General features: G+C 62.0%; 14 protein-coding genes. 7 read left to right on the top strand and 7 right to left on the bottom strand.

Features of this window, described 5'->3' with window-relative positions; genetic code table 11:
* Positions 1–151 precede the first annotated feature (151 nt).
* Positions 152–1,336 (top strand): aminotransferase class I/II-fold pyridoxal phosphate-dependent enzyme, encoded by a 1,185-nt coding sequence (locus tag CCUG20998_RS03680; RefSeq protein ID WP_240642841.1) that lies wholly within the window; start codon positions 152–154, stop codon positions 1,334–1,336.
* 57 nt (positions 1,337–1,393) lie between these two features.
* Here the strand turns inward: CCUG20998_RS03680 and CCUG20998_RS03675 are convergent, their stop codons facing one another.
* From CCUG20998_RS03675 to exaC, 4 genes are read right to left on the bottom strand one after another with little or no spacing between them, the layout of a single operon-like run.
* Entirely contained in the window at positions 1,394–2,005 is a 612-nt protein-coding gene (locus CCUG20998_RS03675; RefSeq protein ID WP_103654011.1) for a hypothetical protein, read from the bottom strand.
* Positions 1,998–2,276 carry a putative holin gene (locus tag CCUG20998_RS03670; protein ID WP_172607093.1) on the bottom strand — a complete coding sequence of 93 codons (279 nt, stop codon included), beginning with the start codon at positions 2,274–2,276 and terminating at the stop codon, positions 1,998–2,000. The genes CCUG20998_RS03675 and CCUG20998_RS03670 overlap by 8 nt, the downstream gene beginning before the upstream one ends.
* 20 nt (positions 2,277–2,296) lie before the next feature.
* On the bottom strand, positions 2,297–2,797 hold the full coding sequence (locus tag CCUG20998_RS03665) for a DUF779 domain-containing protein (protein ID WP_020731740.1): 501 nt from the start codon (positions 2,795–2,797) through the stop codon (positions 2,297–2,299).
* Complete coding sequence (exaC, locus tag CCUG20998_RS03660) at positions 2,797–4,320, bottom strand: acetaldehyde dehydrogenase ExaC (protein WP_012392725.1); 1,524 nt, start codon at positions 4,318–4,320, stop codon at positions 2,797–2,799. Before exaC ends, CCUG20998_RS03665 begins: the two co-directional genes overlap by 1 nt.
* Positions 4,321–4,385: 65 nt before the next feature.
* Between exaC and CCUG20998_RS03655 the strand changes: the two genes are divergently transcribed.
* From CCUG20998_RS03655 to CCUG20998_RS03640, 4 genes are all read left to right on the top strand, one after another.
* Positions 4,386–6,482, top strand: a complete 2,097-nt coding sequence (locus CCUG20998_RS03655; RefSeq protein WP_036457023.1) for a prolyl oligopeptidase family serine peptidase — start codon at positions 4,386–4,388, stop codon at positions 6,480–6,482.
* 91 nt (positions 6,483–6,573) lie between these two features.
* Positions 6,574–7,488, top strand: a complete 915-nt coding sequence (locus CCUG20998_RS03650) for a crotonase/enoyl-CoA hydratase family protein (protein WP_020731738.1) — start codon at positions 6,574–6,576, stop codon at positions 7,486–7,488.
* A gap of 66 nt (positions 7,489–7,554) precedes the next feature.
* Positions 7,555–8,004 (top strand): DUF5078 domain-containing protein, encoded by a 450-nt coding sequence (locus CCUG20998_RS03645; protein ID WP_036457021.1) that lies wholly within the window; start codon positions 7,555–7,557, stop codon positions 8,002–8,004.
* 275 nt (positions 8,005–8,279) lie between these two features.
* A complete protein-coding gene (locus tag CCUG20998_RS03640; RefSeq protein ID WP_020731736.1) occupies positions 8,280–8,627 on the top strand; it encodes a hypothetical protein in 348 nt (115 codons plus the stop codon).
* 31 nt (positions 8,628–8,658) lie between these two features.
* Here CCUG20998_RS03640 and CCUG20998_RS03635 read toward each other — a convergent pair whose 3' ends face one another.
* The 3 genes from CCUG20998_RS03635 to CCUG20998_RS03625 form a co-directional block, all read right to left on the bottom strand.
* On the bottom strand, positions 8,659–11,562 hold the full coding sequence (locus CCUG20998_RS03635; protein ID WP_103654013.1) for an MMPL/RND family transporter: 2,904 nt from the start codon (positions 11,560–11,562) through the stop codon (positions 8,659–8,661).
* 95 nt (positions 11,563–11,657) lie between these two features.
* Entirely contained in the window at positions 11,658–12,104 is a 447-nt protein-coding gene (locus CCUG20998_RS03630) for an MmpS family transport accessory protein (RefSeq protein WP_012392720.1), read from the bottom strand.
* Positions 12,105–12,362: 258 nt separating this feature from the next.
* Complete coding sequence (locus CCUG20998_RS03625) at positions 12,363–13,049, bottom strand: TetR/AcrR family transcriptional regulator (RefSeq protein ID WP_020731734.1); 687 nt, start codon at positions 13,047–13,049, stop codon at positions 12,363–12,365.
* Between the two features lie 366 nt (positions 13,050–13,415).
* Here CCUG20998_RS03625 and CCUG20998_RS03620 point away from each other — a divergent pair, with 366 nt between their 5' ends.
* On the top strand, positions 13,416–13,835 hold the full coding sequence (locus CCUG20998_RS03620) for an MmpS family transport accessory protein (protein ID WP_012392718.1): 420 nt from the start codon (positions 13,416–13,418) through the stop codon (positions 13,833–13,835).
* Positions 13,832–16,729 carry an MMPL/RND family transporter gene (locus CCUG20998_RS03615; protein ID WP_020731733.1) on the top strand — a complete coding sequence of 966 codons (2,898 nt, stop codon included), beginning with the start codon at positions 13,832–13,834 and terminating at the stop codon, positions 16,727–16,729. Before CCUG20998_RS03620 ends, CCUG20998_RS03615 begins: the two co-directional genes overlap by 4 nt.
* The last annotated feature ends 19 nt before the right edge of the window (positions 16,730–16,748 follow it).

Genomic DNA, 16,748 nt, shown 5'->3' with positions numbered 1-16,748 from the left:
TACCCGCACCGAAAATTTTAGTCTCGCTAACATACACGCGTCGGCCCGCCTGCTGGTTTCCAGAATTCGGCAACCGCCGCCGATGAACTGCGCCTCGATCCAGAAATATTCCGCAACCCCCGCCCCAAGCCGAGCGACCCAAGGAATCACAATGCCAGTGTCAACATGGAAATCGCGAAACTACTACGAGCTCAGGGAGTTGCCGGAGCGCATCGACGACATTACCGACGAATACCCGTATTTTCAAAGCCTGTCACACGGCAACATCGCAAAATATGAGGGAAGCAACGGACCGGTCCTCAATTTTGCCTGCTATGACTATTTAGGACTGTGCGCGGATCCCCGCGTTAAAGAGGGCGCTACCGCGGCGGTGCAAAGATATGGCTGCTCCGCGGGCGCTTCCCGACTTGTCGCCGGCGAGTTCGACATTCACAGCGCCCTGGAAAATGCCCTGGCCGAATTGCTGGGACAGGAGAAAGCGCTCGCCTTCGTCAGCGGATACAACACGAACGTCTCCACCCTCGGCTTCCTGCTCTCCGAGGAAGATGTGATCATCTGCGACCACTGGGTCCACAACAGCATCGCCGTCGGCGTGAAGCTGGCACGGGCCAGGTCGCTGCACTTCCCGCACAACGATGTCGGCGCCCTCGCATCCCTACTCGAGCAGCACAAGGACCATCCCGGACGAGTGGCGGTATGCATCGAGGGCCTTTACAGCATGGACGGCGACCTGCCACCGCTCGCCGAGATCGCGGAGCTGAAAGAGAAGTACGGGTTTCTGCTGTTCGTTGACGAGGCACACGCCATCGGCACGGTCGGAAAGACCGGCCGCGGCATCACCGAAACCTTCGGGCTGCCACCCCAAGTAGTCGATATTCAGATGGGCACGCTGAGCAAGACTTTCGGCAGCTGCGGAGGATACATCGCCGGGTCGGCCGACTTAATTATGTACCTTAAATACAATTGCCCTGGATTCGTGTTCAGCACCGGACTACCCGGCCCGCTCGCCGCGGCCGCACTGCGCGCGGTAGAGCTACTCAGAGATCGACCGGAACTAGTTTCGGAACTACAGATGAAAAGCGAGTCTTTTCGGCGCGCCTTAGGACAGGACACGCCCAACCAGACCACCCCCATTGTTCCCGTGATCGCCGATTTCAACCGCGTCTATGCATTTTATGACGAACTTATGCGCAATGGCATACGAGTATTTCCGATCACGTATCCCGCGGTATCCAAGGATGCGACCCGCCTTCGGTTCTTCATCAATGTGAACCATTCGGTGTCCGATTTGGTTGCGACCGCCGGGCTGGTCCGGGAAACGATAAACAGACCATGACCGACAAGCCCCCGATATTCCGGAAGGCGCAGGCGCGGCGCTTCAGCAGCCCGTGGCCTAATAGGGAATGACGCCGACCAGGCAGCGACTCGCATGCTCGCAGAAGTAGGAGCCATACAGCGGCGCCGCGGCCGCGACCGAGGCAAACGGTGCCGACATCAACGCGAGCGACAACGCCGTGATCAGCGGCCTGCCCTGAACCATTGACAGCAGCAAGCTGGCCACCGCGCACAGCACCAGGTAGACCAGCACCACGAAGACTGGCAGCGTCTTGTCAATGGTGTGAAACCACCAGTAGAACAGGCTGAGCCCGACCTGGGCCGCGCCGAACCACACGCCCAGCACGACCAGCACGAACTTCCACCACTTCAGGTAGACGTACCGACTCGGCACGGTAACCGATGGCGCCGGGGTAGCGGTGCCATCGGCCTGCGAATCCCCATCCAGAGAGTGCCTATCCAGAGTTGTCAGCGGCGCCGACGCCTCGGACAGGTCCACCAGCTCGACCGACGACTTCTTCGGCTCCGTCACCACCGCGGCGGCCAAACCGGCAAACGGCTTGGAGTCCGTATCGAAATCCGGCACGAACGGCACCGAGCGTTCACCGGTATCGAACTCCGGCACGAACGGCTCGGTTCCCGGGTTCGAATCGAGATCGTCTTTAGCCATGAGAGGCCACCTGAATCGCAACGAGCACACCCAACCAACCCGGAGCCAACGCGAGGATGAACGCGCCCAACACCGTCACCCAGCGGCGCCCCGAGAACAAGATCACCAACATGCCAATCAGACTGGGAATCCCAACCACCAGCGCAATAACGAGGTCCGGCCGGACCCGGGTGTGAACCAGAATGCTGGATCCCACCCCGGCCAATTGCCCGACCGCGCCACCGACCAGCATGGCGCTTGTCAGCAGCCACGCACGTGGAAGGGGTATCACGCCTTACGACCTTACTGCGGCTAGGGCCGACTGGCCGGGCACGCTCCCGGCGCGTTGTCGGCCACCACCTCACCTGGCACCGCCGGACGCTCACCACGCTCATAGGCGGCACCGGTTATCACCGGCGTCTCTTCCAGCAGCGCCTGCTCCTCGTCGGTGAAGACTCGGCCGCGGCTGAGGAACCGCATACCCTCCGGCGCTTCCAGGCTGAACCCGCCACCACGGCCCGGCACCACATCGATGACCAGTTGAGTGTGCTTCCACGCCTGATATTGCGGACCGGAGATCCACACCGCGACGCCTTCTGCCCCGGTCTGCTTGCCGATATCAAGCGTCCCGAGCAATACGTCGCGATCACCGACGAGGAAGTCGCCGCTCGGGTAACACATCGGCGAGGACCCGTCGCAGCAGCCGCCCGACTGATGGAACATCACCGGACCGTGCCGGTCCTGCAATCGGGTGAGCAATTCAGCGGCGCCCGCGGTGATCACCACCCCCGACGGCGCCGACGGCTCCGGCATCAGAACAACCCCAAAGCCTTATCCGAGTAGGACACCAACAGGTTCTTGGTCTGCTGATAGTGGCCCAGCATCATCTGATGGCCTTCCCGGCCAATGCCGGACTGCTTGTAGCCACCGAACGCCGAGTGCGCCGGGTAGACGTGATAGCAGTTGACCCACACCCGGCCCGCCTGGATGTCCCGGCCGGCCCGGTAGGCCGTGTTGCCGTCGCGGCTCCACACCCCCGCACCCAAACCGTAGAGGGTGTCGTTGGCGATACCCATCGCGTCGTCGTAATCGGTGAACGGCGTGACCGCCACCACCGGACCGAATATCTCCTCCTGGAAGATCCGCATCTTGTTGGTGCCGCTGAAGATCGTCGGCTGCATGTAAAAGCCGCCGGACAGGTCACCGCCGAGTTCGGCGCGCTCGCCGCCGGTAATGACCTTGGCACCCTCTTCCTTGCCGATTTCGATGTAGGACAACACCTTTTCCAGCTGGTCGTTGGAGGCCTGTGACCCCAGCATCGTCTCGATGTTCAAGGGATCGCCCTGCCGAACCGCCTTGGTCCGGATCGCCGCCAGTTCCAGGAACTCGTCATAGATGTCGGCCTGGATCAGGCTGCGCGACGGACAGGTACACACCTCGCCCTGGTTGAGGGCGAACATCGTGAAACCCTCCAGCGCCTTGTCCTGGAAGTCGTCGGGCTTGGCCATCACATCAGAAAAGAAGATGTTGGGGCTCTTGCCGCCGAGTTCCAGAGTTACCGGGATCAGGTTTTGTGAGGCGTACTGCATGATCAGGCGCCCGGTGGTGGTCTCTCCGGTGAACGCGACCTTGGCAATTCGGTTGCTGGACGCCAGCGGCTTGCCCGCTTCGGCGCCGAAACCATTGACGACGTTGACCACCCCGGGCGGCAACAGGTCACCGATCAGCGACATCAGGTACAACACCGACGCGGGCGTCTGCTCCGCGGGCTTGAGCACCACCGCGTTACCGGCCGCCAGCGCCGGCGCCAGCTTCCAAGCACCCATCAGGATCGGGAAGTTCCACGGAATGATCTGCCCCACCACCCCGAGCGGCTCGTGAAAGTGGTAGGCGACCGTGTCCTGATCGATCTGCGACAGCGAACCTTCCTGGGCCCGGATCGCCGCTGCGAAGTAGCGGAAGTGATCCGCCGCCAGCGGGATGTCAGCGGCTATTGCCTCTCGGACCGGTTTGCCGTTGTCCCAGACTTCGGCCACCGCCAGCGCGGCCCTGTTTTCATCGATCCGGTCGGCGATCTTGTTCAGGATCGCGGCTCGCTCGGCCGGGGCCATCTTGCCCCAGGCCGGGGCCGCCGCATGTGCGGCGTCGAGCGCCATCTCGACATCGGCCTCATCAGAGCGAGGTATCTCGCAAAATGGCTGGCCGGTCACCGGGGTCAGGTCTTCGAAGTAACGGCCCCGCGCCGGGGCGACCCACTCACCCCCGATGAAATTTCCGTACCGGGACTCAAACGACATCAGCGCCCCGGCCGAACCCGGACGTGCAAACACGGTCATCTGATCGGCTCCTCGTTAGTTCATGTAATACAGCTCACACTACCGCCGGGGCCACAATGGCTTCCATGGCTCCCAAGGCTCCTGAGGCTCCCCAAGCTCCCGACGCGGCAGACACCACCACCGATCCGTATCTGTGGCTCGAAGACGTCACCGGCGAAGAGGCACTGGATTGGGTTCGCGCACGCAACGAACCGACCAAGGCGCAGTTCTGCGGCGGTGAGTCCGAGGACGAATTCGAGCGGATGCGCACCGAGGCACTCGAGGTGCTCGACACCGACGCCCGGATCCCATACGTGCGTCGGCGCGGGGACTACCTCTACGACTTCTGGCGCGACGCGAACAACCCCCGCGGGCTGTGGCGGCGAACCACGCTGGAGAGCTACCGCACCGACGCACCGGAGTGGGACGTGCTCATCGACGTGGACGAACTAGGGCGCACGGACAACAAGAAATGGGTGTGGGCCGGCGCCGACGTGATCGAACCCGAGTTCACCCGCGCACTGATCAGCCTGTCCCCCGGTGGTTCGGATGCCGTCGTCGTGCGCGAATTCGACATGGTGACGCGCGAATTCGTCGCCGACGGATTCGAGCTGCCCGAGGCCAAGTCGCAAGTCGGCTGGGACGATCCGGACACCATCCTGGTGGGTACCGACTTCGGCCCCGACTCGATGACCGAATCCGGATACCCACGCATCGTGAAGCGGTGGCGGCGAGGCACACCACTGAGCGACGCGGAAATGATTTTCCAGGGCGCACGCACCGATGTCAGCGCGGGCGGTTCCACCGATCGCACACCCGGTTTTGAACGCACTTTCGTATCGCGGTCCCTGGACTTCTGGAACAGACAACGCTACGAATTGCGGGGGACAAAACTGATCCCCCTCGACATGCCGACCGATGCCAGCAGCATGTCGGTTCACCGCGAGTGGCTGCTGATCGAGCTACGCACCGACTGGTCCCCCAAAGCCGGCGCGGACGACGCCGCCAAGACCTACCACGCCGGCTCGCTGCTTGCCGCGAACTACGATGATTTCCTCGGCGGTACAAGGGATTTGCACGTCGTGTTCGAGCCCGACGAACACACCTGCCTGTACCACTACGCCTGGGTTCGGGACCGACTGTTGATGGTTTCACTCGCCGATGTGGCCAGCCAGGTCGAAATCGTCACGCCGGGAAGTTGGCGCCGCGAACCCATCGCCGGCATCCCCGCATCGACCAACACCGTGATCGTCGCCGCCGACGACACCGGCGACGAGTTCTTCCTGGACTCCAGCGGATTCGATGCACCGTCGCGGTTGCTGCGCGGCACCGCCGGTTCCGCGACGACGCAGTTGGAGCAGATCAAGTCCGCACCCACATTCTTCGATGCTCAAAACATCGCGGTATCGCAGCATTTCGCGACATCCGAAGACGGAACGTCGATCCCGTACTTCCTGGTGCGCCCCACCGGCTCCGATGGACCCGGCCCGACTTTGCTCTACGGCTACGGGGGCTTCGAGACATCCAATACCCCGGGCTACAGCGGCGTGATGGGCCGGCTATGGCTGGCCCGCGGCGGCACCTACGTCCTGGCCAATATCCGCGGCGGCGGTGAATACGGGCCCGGCTGGCACACCCAGGCGATGCGTGAGGGCCGGCACAAGGTCGCCGAAGACTTCGTGGCCGTAGCCGACGACCTCGTGCGGCGCGGCATCACCACGGTCGACCAGCTCGGCGCGCAGGGCGGCAGCAACGGCGGACTGCTGATGGGCATCATGGTGACCAAGTACCCGGACAAGTTTGGCGCGCTGGTCTGCAACGTGCCGCTACTGGACATGAAGCGCTACCACTTGCTGTTGGCGGGCGCCTCGTGGGTCGCCGAATACGGCGACCCCGACAACCCCGACGACTGGGCGTTCATCTCCGAATACTCCCCCTACCAAAACATCTCAGCGGACCGGACCTATCCCCCGATCTTGATCACCACATCCACCCGAGACGACCGGGTGCATCCCGGCCACGCCCGCAAAATGACCGCCGCGCTGCAGGCCAGCGGGCACCGGGTCTGGTACTACGAGAACATCGAGGGCGGGCACGGGGGTGCGGCCGACAACGAGCAACTCGCGTTCAAATCGGCGCTGAGCTACTCGTTCCTGTGGCGAATGCTGGGCAGCCGGAAATAGTTTCCCACTTGGCCACTGCGCCGGCACGGCGCCAGTTGACACGGCATGTCGATGCTTGACACTGGCGCCCTGCAGCGGCTTCGCTTCGGCTATGCCAACTCCTGAGTTCCAGACGCTGCTGTACTCGACAGCGGGCCCGGTGGCGACCATCACGCTCAATCGCCCGGAGCACCTCAACACGATCGTTCCGCCCATGCCCGATGAGATCGAGGCAGCCGTGGGGCTGGCCGAACGGGACCAGGGCATCAAAGTCATCGTGTTACGAGGTGCCGGCCGCGCCTTCTCGGGGGGTTACGACTTTGGCGGGGGTTTCCAGCATTGGGGCGAAACCATGATGACCGACGGGCAATGGGATCCGGGCAAAGACTTCGCCATGGTCACCGCCCGCGAGACCGCCCCGACACAGAAATTCATGGCCATCTGGCGGGCGTCGAAACCGGTGATCGCGCAGATCCACGGCTGGTGTGTCGGGGGAGCCAGCGACTACGCGTTGTGCGCCGACATCGTCATTGCCAGCGATGACGCCGTGATCGGAACCCCGTACAGCCGAATGTGGGGCGCGTACCTGTCCGGGATGTGGCTCTACCGGTTGAGCTTTGCCAAGGCCAAATGGCATTCCTTGACCGGTCGGCCGCTGTCCGGCGTCCAGGCCGCGCAGATCGAGCTGATCAACGAGGCGGTGCCGTTCGAACGGCTCGAAGCCCGGGTCGCCGAGGTCGCCGCCGAGCTGGCGCAGATTCCGTTGTCCCAGCTACAGGCGCAGAAACTGATCGTCAATCAGGCCTACGAAAATATGGGGCTGGCATCCACCCAGACCCTGGGCGGCATTCTCGACGGCCTGATGCGCAATACGCCGGACGCGTTGGACTTCATCAAAACCGCCGAAAGCCAGGGAGTGCGGGCCGCGGTCGAGCGTCGAGATGGACCGTTCGGTGATTACAGCCAGGCCCCACCGGAGCTGCGGCCCAACCCCAATCACGTGATAGTCCCTGATCGCGACCGATAGTGAGATGGACTACGAATGTGACCTTGGCCCCTACGCCCCAGCACTGGAAGTGCTAACGTTGCAACTATGTCTCGGCTGAGTACTAGCCTGCGAGCAGGCGCCGTTTTCCTCGCTATCGGGATCGCTGCGGCGGTGTTTCCGAAGACCGCCGCAGCCGACTCAACAGACGACTTCCCGATACCTCGCCGGATAATCGCGACCAGCTGCGACGCCGAGCAGGTGCTCGCGGCCACCAGGGACACCAGCCCGGTGTACTACCAGCGGTACATGATCGACTACAACAACCACCCGGAGTTTCAGCAGGCAACCCAAGACAAGGCGCACTGGTTCTTCTCGCTGAGCCCCGCGGATCGCCGGGACTATTCCGAGCACTTCTATGACTCCATCGATCCGCTGTGGTGGGGCTGGCGCAACCACATGAAGATCTTCTTCAACAACAAGGGTGTTGTCGCCAAGTCGACCGAGGTCTGCAACCAGTACCCCGCGGGCGACATGTCGGTGTGGAACTGGGCATAACCAACACCCTCCCGTCCGGGTCGGTTCGCCGGGGTTTTCGTCCGCTGTTTGGGGGATGGGTGATTCAGCCTTGCATTGGCCGTTCGGCGGACAGCTAGTGCGCTCACGCGGTGGCCATACTGGCATCCGTAGCCAAATTCGGACGGTATCTCTACCGAGCCGAGCCCCCCGGGATGCAGATCATTGCCGACATGGCCGCGCGGTACTCCGGCCAGCCGATTGTTCCCTGACCTTGTCAAGTAGCGAATGCAGTCCGGAAAGTCGGAGGTATTCGCATGAGTCAGGCAACCGGCAATGAGGTCCCCGGCGTTCTGGTCGCGCTCGACTGGCAGACGCTGACCTGCCAGTCCGACGCGGGTTGCACAAATCGCGCGACGCATGTCGTCCACACCCACGCATTGGACCACTGCAACCGGCCCAATCTTGATCCGTTCGGGAACGTCATAGACATCCTGTGCGGCGACTGCCTCGGGCGCGCCCGGGCCGCAGCGCTGGTGCGAGTGAACCGTCTGGGCCGCTCGTCGGGCGCATACTGCCTGACCTGCGGGGCCCCGCTGTCCGACCCCGGCGACATCATCCGCGACGTGCGCCGGTGCGGGGTCAACGACCAGCCCGGGGTCTAGCCCGGGCCGACGGCGGTTGTCACCGACCGCGTCAGTAATGCGGCGAACTCACCGCCAACCGCTCGGTATTGGTGTCTTCAGGTCCGTCGGCGGAATCACCGTTGCGGGGAAGCAGCAACGCCCGCACCAACGGGCGCGGTCCGTATGGACGGAGCAACTGACTGGCGGGTCGAGTGCGGACTTGTTGCGGCCACCAGAACCAGCGGCCCATCAGCGCCGCGATGGATGGGGTCATGAACGAACGCACAATCAGCGTGTCGAACAACAGCCCCAGCCCGATGGTGGTACCCACCTGCCCGATTACCCGCAAATCGCTGAAAATGAACGAAGCCATGGTGGCGGCAAACACCAGACCGGCAGTGGTCACCACCCCACCGGTGCCGGCTATCGCGCGGATGATGCCGGTCTTCAATCCGGCACCGATTTCCTCCTTCAAGCGCGAAACCAGCAACAAGTTGTAGTCCGAACCCACCGCCAACAACAGAATCACCGACATCGCCAACACCATCCAGTGCAGTTCGACGCCGAAGATGTCCTGCCATACCAGGACGGAAAGCCCGAACGAGGCACCCAGCGACAGCAATACGGTGCCCACAATGACCACCGCGGCGACCAGGCTTCGGGTAATGATCAGCATGATGATCAGGATCAGACTGACCGCAGCAACTCCCGCGATCAGCAGGTCCCACCGCGACCCGTCCCGCATGTCCTTGTAGACCGAGGCGGTACCCGCCAGATAGATCTTGGCGCCCTCGAGTGGGGTGCCCTTGATGGCCTGTTTGGCCTCGTCCATGATCGGCTTGACGTGCGAGATGCCCTCGGTACTGGCGGGGTCACCTTCGTGCGAGATGATGAAGCGGACCGCGTGCCCGTCGGGTGACAGGAACATTTTCAGACCACGCTTGAAATCGGCATTGTCGAACACCTCCGGCGGAATGTAGAACGAATCGTCATTCCTGGCGGCGTCGAAAGCCTTCCCCATCGCGGTGGAATTCTTGGACATCTCGTCCATCTGGTCATACAGCGAGGACATCGAGCTGTGCATGGTCAGCATCATCGTCTTCATGGTTTTCATCGACGCGATCTGGAAGGGGATCTGAGCCCGCATCTGCGGCATCAAGATATCGAGCCGATCCATGTCACGGGAGAGCGCGGCCAGTTTCTCGGTGATCTTGTCAACGCCGTCAAGGGCATCGAATATGGACCGCAGCGACCAGCAGATGGGAACGTCGTAGCAGTGCTTCTCCCAGTAGAAGTAGCTGCGAATGGGACGCCAAAAGTCATCGAAATCGGCGATGTGGTCCCGTAACTCGTCGGTGATCTCGACCATGTCATGGGTCAGACCATCCATATCGTGGGTGGTTTCGACCATCTTGCCCATGATGTCGTACATGCGGTCCAGGGTGTCGATGGAATCCTGCATGGCGGCGGCCTGGATCAACATGTCTGCCATCCGCTGTTTCATGTACTGCATGTTTTCCACCTGGACGGTGTTTTGCATGCTGATCTGAAACGGAATCGACGAATGCTCGATGGGCTTCCCGAGGGGCCTGGTTACCGCCTGTACCCGGGCGACTCCGGGCAGATGGAACACCCCTTTGGCAATGCGGTCGATTACCAGCATGTCGGCCGGATTCCGCATGTCATGGTCGGTCTCGACCATCAACAATTCGGGGTTCATTCTGGCCTGCGAGAAATGTCGGTCGGCTGCCGTATAGCCGACGTTCGTCGGGGTCGAGGCCGGTAGATACTTCTTGCTGTCGTAGTTGGTCCGGTATCCGGGCAGGGCCAGCAACCCGATCAGGGCGATCGCGATGGAAACCGCCAGAATCGGCCCGGGCCAGCGGACGATTGCCGTTCCCACCCGCCGCCATCCCCGGGTTCGCATCTTGCGTTTCGGGTCGAAGAGTTTGAAGAAACTCCCGACTACCAAGACCGCTGGCCCCAGGGTGAGCGCGGCCAGCACCGCAACCAACATTCCGACCGCACAAGGAGCGCCCAGCGTCTGGAAGTAGGGAAGGCGGGTGAAGCTCAGGCAATACATTGCACCCGCGATAGTGAGGCCCGAGCCCAGGACAACGTGCGCCGTCCCGTGAAACATCGTGTAGAAAGCCTTCTCTCGACTCTCCCCCTCGCCGCGCGCCTCTTGATATCGGCCCAGGACGAAGATCGCGTAGTCGGTTCCGGCGGCGATGGCCATCAGCACCAGGAGATTAACCGCGAAGGTCGACAGACCGATGACGTTGTTATCCGCTAGGAAGGCGACCACTCCGCGTGCCGCCATCAGCTCGATCCCGACCATCACGAGAACCGAGATCACGGTGATCAATGATCGGTAGACAGAAAGCAGCATCACAAAGATCACCCCAATGGTGATGAAGGTGACCCGCTGGATACTCGCATCGCCCGCCGTGGATTGATCGGCGATGAGCGCGGCCGGGCCGGTGACATACGCCTTGACCCCCGGCGGGGCCGGGGTGTCGTTGACCAGCTCGCGTACCGCGTCGACGGACTCATTGGCCTTGGCTTCCCCTTGATTGCCAACGAGGTATGCCTGGACGTAAGCCGCCTTGCCGTCCGGGCTCTGTGATCCCGCCGCCGTCAGCGGGTCACCCCAGAAGTCCTGGACGTGCTGCACATGGTCTTTGTCCGCCTTGAGTTTGCGGACCAGCTCGTCGTAGTAATGGTGTGCCTCATCACCCAGTGGGTGATCGCCCTCCAGCACAATCATGATCGCGCTGTCGGTGTCGAATTCGTTGAACACCTTGCCGACACGCTTCATCGCGATCATCGACTCTGCGTCACTTGGGCTCAGCGAAACTGTGTGTTGCTTGCCGACTTCCTCGAGCGATGGAACGAACATCACGAGGACGGCGACCAGTCCCACCCAGAACACAACGATGGGCACCGCCATCCGGTGGATCAGCCGGGCCATCGAGGGGCGGCTCCGGTTCCCGTTCCCGTTCTCGGCTCCGGCCCCGTTCGAGGCCCCGTTCGAGGCCGCACGTTCGCTTACCGCCTGGTCGTCGCTCATGCCGATTTCACCAGGCAGAAGGTCTGGGCGTTCACTTCGTTCTCGGACCTTTCGTCCTTGACTTCGCCGTTCACGATGATCCGGCACCCGATCTGGTCGGTGTCGCCCTGAGCGACGACATTGACGCTGACCGACGGGAGCGTGGTCGTCACCGCCAGCGTCCAGGGCAACGTCACGCCGCTGACCCGCTGAGGCTGGGCTTCAATGTCCAGATAGTTGATGTTGGCGACGGTCCCCGGCGGACCAAAGACTTCATAGACCACGTGCTTGGGGTTGAACGGCTTGATGTCATCGGAGACGCCGCTGGTGAGGGGACGGTCGTCATGGACACCGAAGTAGCTGCGAAGCCGATTGACGCTGAACGCCGCGATCACGACTACGGCCAGGATGACCAGCGCGATCCACGTTCGCTTCAGCGCGTTGAGAACCGAGATATTGGGCACCCAATCACCTTCCGCTAGCAGGGGGCAGGTCCGTTCCAATCAAGTACTGCAGCCGTGGCGCGCAGGCGTCAGGTTGGACAACGGTGTCCACGCCGCAACTCCAACGGTGTTGGAACAAAAGCTGACTTACTTAGCCATCCCATCCATTTGTTTGTTGCGCTAAGCATCTTAAACACACCATGGGGTAGGCCGCAGAATTTCCGCTCCACGGATGGCGCCGGAACCGATGCCCGCTCAAATGGCCCATTCTCCGGTGACTTACGACGATTTGGCGGTCAAGCCGCAACAGGTGGCGGTCAGCAAACGAGTGAGAGCGGCCGCGAAGTCAAGATTCCACTCCGGCGGAAGCACGTCGGGCTCCTCGGCATAGACGTCGGTGAGCCGCTGCGGCGGATTCGCGATCTGCCAAAGCGTGGCCCCCAGCGAGTAGGCCGCCAGCAGAACGTCGAACGCCCCCGCACGCCCAAGCGCGGGCAGTGCGTTCTCGATCGCATCAGCAAGCGCAATCACGGCGGCGGTGCTGGTGCGCTTGACCTCCACAACCCTGTCCACCTCCACTTCGTGCTCGAGGTGCAGGTGAAGGTTGGCCAGCAGGTCACAGAACAACGGGTCCGCGACCAGGCCGTCAGCCAACGCCGCGGCCACCCGCGATTCGGTCATGGGACCGGGCTGGCTCAGCTCCCCACAGACCGTGTTCGACCACCGCTGCCACCCCTCGGCAGCAAGGTGCAGCAATACCTCTTTATGCGAAGTGAAATAGCGACGCACCGCCGAGTAGTGGATTCCGGCGCGGCTGGCAACCGCAGTCAGCGTGACCGACGCAACACCGGTCTCGGATGCCAACGAGCGCGCGGCCTCCACCAAAGCGGCCGCACGCTGGCGCTTGTTCTCCTCGGTGCGCGCGCGCCGGAAGGTTAGTTGCGCCACCGCCAGAGGATAACGCACACTGCGTGATTTGCGAGGGTAATGCCGACCGGGTACCGTACCTTTACGCACGTGATATGCGTTACATCCCCAAGATGACGGAAGGGGTCGACAATTCCGCCCATCGCCATGGTTTACTTAGGCTAGGCTTGGTTGCGCGTCTCAGCGCGATGCAGCCAGCCCGAGGTGAGACGGGGTGACAACCCGTAAATCGGCCGATAGATCCGCCGAGGTTGCGACAGCCACCATATCTACTGGATCTACCTGCGGGCACTCCCACCCCTCACCGCGATCCAAAGATTGAACATGGTCGAACGGCGTTGAACATACGGGTATCGTGCGCCCCGTAGCTTCGCCAACCGGTAAAGGGGACTTGAGATTTTCAAGGTGCTGTCGCGAACGTGGATCGTGCTGGTGATCGTGGCGGTGATCATCGTCGGGGGATTTTCCGTGCACCGAATCCGCGGCTTCTTTGCCTCGGAAAAACGCGAATCGTATTCCGACAGCAATCTCGACAACAAGCCTTTCAACCCCAAAGAGATCACCTACGAAGTCTTTGGCCCTCCGGGCACGGTCGCCGATATCAGCTATTTTGATGTCAATTCCGACCCGCAGCAGGTAGAGGGTGCGGTGTTGCCCTGGACGTTGCATTTCACCACGAATTTGGCGGCCGTGATGGGTAACCTTGTCGCACAAGGAAATACCAACAGCATTGGCTGCCGAATCACGGTAGACGGCAAGGTCAAGGCCGAGCGGGTGTCCAACGAGGTCAATGCTTACACCTATTGCCTGGTGAAATCAGCGTGACCGTCAAATACGCGAACGACCCGGACACCCGCACTCACACCGAAAAGCCGTTTCTGGCGCGAATGATTCACGCGTTCGCGGTGCCCATCATTCTCGCCTGGGTCGCGGTCTGCGTTGCGCTCAGCGTATTCATCCCATCGCTGGAAGTAGTCGGCCAAGAGCGTTCGGTGTCACTGAGCCCAAAAGACGCGCCCTCCTACGAAGCGATGAAGCGCATCGGCGCCGCCTTCAACGAAGGCAACTCCGACAGTCAGGCGATGATCGTCCTGGAGGGCAAGGACGCTCTCGGCGATGACGCGCACAAGTACTACGACGTTCTGATCCGCAAACTGAGGGCCGATCCCCGACACGTGCAGAGCGTCCAGGACTTCTGGGGCGATCCCCTCACGGCGGCAGGAGCGCAGAGTAACGACGGCAAGGCCGCCTACGTACAGCTCAATCTCGCCGGCAATCAGGGCGAGCCGCTGGCCAATGAGTCCGTCGAAGCGGTGCGCAAGATCGTCAAGGAAACCCCCGCACCCCCCGGGGTCACGACTTATGTCACCGGTGCGGCAGCGCTGGTTTCGGACATGCATAGCAGCGGCGACAGGTCCATGATCAAGATCACCGTGACGACGGTGGCGGTGATCTTCATCATGTTGCTGCTGGTCTACCGATCGGTGATCACCGTTGTCGTGCTGCTGCTCACGGTGGGAGTCGAATTAACCGCCGCGCGTGGGGTGGTCGCGCTGCTCGGGCACAGCGGGGCCATCGGGCTATCCACCTTCGCGGTAAGCCTGCTCACCTCGCTGGCGATTGCGGCCGGCACGGACTACGGAATCTTCATCTTCGGGCGCTACCAGGAAGCGCGTCAGGCCGGCGAAGACAAAGAGACGGCCTTCTACACGATGTATCGAGGCACCGCCCACGTCATCCTGGGTTCTGGACTGACGATCGCCGGCGCGACCTTCTGCCTCAAATTCGCCCGGATGCCCTACTTCGAAACCTTGGGCATCCCCTGCGCGGTGGGGATGCTCGTCGCGGTGATGGTGGCGTTGACCCTGGGTCCGGCCGTGCTGACCGTGGGCAGCCGCTTCGGACTGTTCGACCCCAAGCGCCTGATCAAGGTTCGGGGCTGGCGACGCGTCGGCACCGTGGTGGTGCGCTGGCCGCTGCCGGTTCTGGCCGCAACGCTGGCCGTCGCCCTGGTGGGTCTGCTCGCGTTGCCCGGCTACCGCACCAACTACAACGACCGTGACTATCTGCCCAACTTCATCCCGGCCAATCAAGGGTTCACGGCCGCGGAACGGCATTTCTCCCAGGCCCGGATGAAGCCCGACATCCTCATGATCCAGTCAGATCATGACATGCGGAATCCCGCGGACTTTCTCGTCCTCGACAGACTCGCCAAGGGAATTTTCCACGTCCCAGGAATATCCCGGGTGCAAGCGATAACCCGGCCCGACGGAACGGCAATGGACCACACGTCGATACCGTTTCAGATCAGCATGCAAAATGCCGGGCAGATCCAGACGCTGAAGTACCAGCGCGACCGCATGAACGACATGCTCACGCAGGCCGAGGAAATGGCCAAGACCATCGCGTTGATGCGACGCATGTACGGCCTCATGACACAGCTGGCCAACAACACCCACAAGATGGTCGGCGACACGATCGAGATGCAGCAGATAACCAAAGATTTGCGCGACCATATCGCTAATTTCGATGACTTTTTCCGTCCGATCCGCAGCTACTTCTACTGGGAAAAGCACTGCTACGACATTCCCATCTGTTCGTCGTTCCGGTCGATATTCGACGCGCTCGACGGAATCGATCAGATCGACGAAAAGCTGGACAACCTGGTCGTCGACATCAAAGAGCTCGATCGGCTGATGCCCCAGATGATCGAGACGTTCCCGCCGATGATCGAAACCATGGAGAGCATGCGCCTGATGATGCTCACCATGCACAGCACCATGTCTGGTCTCTATGACCAGATGAGCGAGATGAGCGAAAACGCCAACGCCATGGGCAAGGCTTTCGACGCCGCCAAGAACGACGATTCGTTCTACCTTCCGCCCGAGGTCTTCAAGAACGAAGACTTCAAGCGCGCGATGAAATCGTTCCTGTCCCCCGACGGGCATGCCGCCCGCTTCATCATCTTGCACCGCGGAGATCCCCAATCAGCCCAGGGAATCGCGAGCATCGACCAAATTCGAACCGCGGCCGAGGAATCACTCAAGGGGACCCCCTTGGAGGACGCCAAGATCTATGTGGCCGGCACGGCATCGGTCTTCAAGGACATCTCCGAAGGCGCCGACTGGGACCTGTTGATCGCGGGGATATCGTCGCTGTGCCTGATCTTCATCATCATGTTGATCCTCACCCGTGCCTTCGTCGCGGCCGCGGTCATCGTCGGTACCGTGGCGCTTTCACTGGGCGCCTCATTCGGCATGTCGGTGCTGTTGTGGCAGCACATCCTCAACATCGATTTGCATTACATGGTGCTCGCGATGTCGGTCATCGTGTTGTTGGCGGTGGGGTCCGACTACAACCTGCTGCTGGTGTCCCGGTTCAAAGAGGAGATACCGGCCGGGTTGAAGACGGGCATCATTCGCGCGATGGGCGGTACCGGCAAGGTCGTGACGAACGCGGGCCTGGTGTTTGCGTTCACCATGGCGTCCATGGCCGTCAGCGATCTGCGGGTGATCGGCCAGGTCGGCACCACCATCGGCCTGGGCCTGCTGTTCGACACCTTGATCGTTCGGGCCTTCATGACCCCGTCCATCGCGGCATTGCTGGGCCGCTGGTTCTGGTGGCCGATGAGGGTGCGCACCCGACCCGCTCGAACCCCGTCGTCGCCGACGGCAGACCCCGAGCCCGACCGGGCCTTGGCCATGAGCGGCGAACGCTAACGATGTTGCGCATTTCCGG

The sequence above is a fragment of the Mycobacterium marinum genome (genome assembly GCF_003391395.1).
In the GTDB taxonomy this organism is placed as follows: Bacteria; Actinomycetota; Actinomycetes; order Mycobacteriales; family Mycobacteriaceae; genus Mycobacterium; species Mycobacterium marinum.
This window is presented reverse-complemented; position numbering and strand designations above follow the sequence as displayed.